Source organism: Methylobacterium variabile (assembly GCF_001043975.1).
In the GTDB taxonomy this organism is placed as follows: domain Bacteria; phylum Pseudomonadota; class Alphaproteobacteria; order Rhizobiales; family Beijerinckiaceae; genus Methylobacterium; species Methylobacterium variabile.
Genome location: NZ_LABY01000228.1, coordinates 1 through 1504 on the forward strand (window position 1 = coordinate 1; position 1504 = coordinate 1504).

At 70.9% G+C, this 1504-nt stretch carries 2 protein-coding genes; both read left to right on the top strand.

The genetic code is table 11. The features are described 5' to 3' along the window. Positions 1–12: 12 nt before the first annotated feature. On the top strand, positions 13–960 hold the full coding sequence (locus tag VQ02_RS28165) for an AraC family transcriptional regulator (RefSeq protein WP_053080585.1): 948 nt from the start codon (positions 13–15) through the stop codon (positions 958–960). 87 nt (positions 961–1047) lie between these two features. Further along, positions 1048–1395, top strand: a complete 348-nt coding sequence (locus tag VQ02_RS28170; protein WP_048447563.1) for a carboxymuconolactone decarboxylase family protein — start codon at positions 1048–1050, stop codon at positions 1393–1395. Positions 1396–1504: the final 109 nt, after the last annotated feature.

Sequence of the window (1504 nt, forward strand, 5' to 3'; positions counted from 1 at the left end):
GCCGAGGGAGCCATGACGGAGATCGGCGAGGATGCGCTCAGCGGGTTGGCGCCGCTACTGCGGGTGCGCCCGCAGCTGGATGACGTCTGCCGTTTCGGCGGAACCTGGGCGGCCGTGCACGAGCCCGAGCCGGCCGGTCAGGCCTACTTCCACATCATCACGCACGGCCGCGCCATCCTCCAGCGCCCCGGGGACGCATCCCTCCCGGTCGAGGCCGGCGACATCCTGCTCCTTCCGCGCGGCACCGCGCACACGATGCGCGGCCCCGACCTGAGCGCGCAGGCATCCCTGCCGGTCCTCGTCCACAACCAGGGCTCACTCCGGTTCAAGACTAGCCTCGGCGTGGAGCCGGAGGTGGAACTGCTCTGCGGCCGCCTGCGCTTCGAGGTGGCGCCCCAGAACCTGATCGTCTCCGCCCTTCCGGATCTCCTCGTCCTGCGCGTTGGCGAGCAGCCGCTGTCGGTGCGCTTCCACCCCCTGCTCGTCGGCATCCGCGAGGAACTTGCCGAGGCGCGGGCCGGCGCACTCGCCATCGCCGAGAACCTCGCCAGCGCGTTGTTCATGCTGATGCTGCGCACCCACCTAGAGGGATCGGCACCGACCGATGGGCTCCTGCGCCTTCTCGGGCAGCGGATCACCGCGCAGGCGGTCCTGGCCATGGTGCGCGACCCAGTCCGGGCCTGGACACTCGACGACCTCGCGGCGGTCGCTGCCGCCTCGCGGGCGACACTCGTGCGGGCGTTCCGCAAGGCCGCGGGGGTGCCGCCCCTGGAATTCCTGAGTGAGCTCCGGCTCGGCCTCGCCCGCCACCGTCTGCGCACCGCGTCGGCATCCCTCGACGAGATCGCGGCCGAGGCAGGGTACCAATCGCCGGGCGCTTTCAGCCGCGCATTCCTGCGCAAGTACGGTGTGCGTCCCGGTCGGGTGCGCCAGGAGACCCTCTCTCCCGGGCCTGATTGATCCGCCCGGCCATCAGCCTGCGCCACGCCGCCATCGTGGCCGGAGCGGCCCGGGTCTACCTCCTGAGGCACCACGAAGGAGGTCGTCATGTCGATGATGGATTGGAACACCTACCGCCAGCAGATCACGGCCGGCGTCGGCGGTCTGGCGAAGCTCAGCCCCGAGACGGTGCGCGGCTACGGCGCCCTGAGCAGTGCGGGTCAGAAGACAGCGCAGCTCGACGCAAAGACGCGCGAACTGATCGCAGTGGCCGTCGCGATCACGCTGCGCTGCGACGGCTGTATCACGGTGCACACCGATGCCGCCCGCAAGCTCGGCGCGACCGAGGCGGAGCTCGCGGAGGCCCTCGGCGTCGCCACCAGCGTCAACGCTGGTGCTGCCATCGTCTACTCAACGCGGGCGCTCGACGCCTTCGCGGCTTCGACCGAGGCCTGAACCCCCGTCCGCAAGCTTGAAAAGGAGCCGTGTCATGAACACGCAGATCCGCCGCGTCCTCGGCCTGGTGTCCGGGCCAGGATCGGAGCGCCTCGGCCTCCAGGCCGGG

Coding starts and splice junctions, on each gene's coding strand:
- VQ02_RS28165 (WP_053080585.1), top strand. CDS start 13: ATGACGGAGATCGGCGAGGATGCGCTCAGCGGGTTGGCGCCGCTACTG.
- VQ02_RS28170 (WP_048447563.1), top strand. CDS start 1,048: ATGTCGATGATGGATTGGAACACCTACCGCCAGCAGATCACGGCCGGC.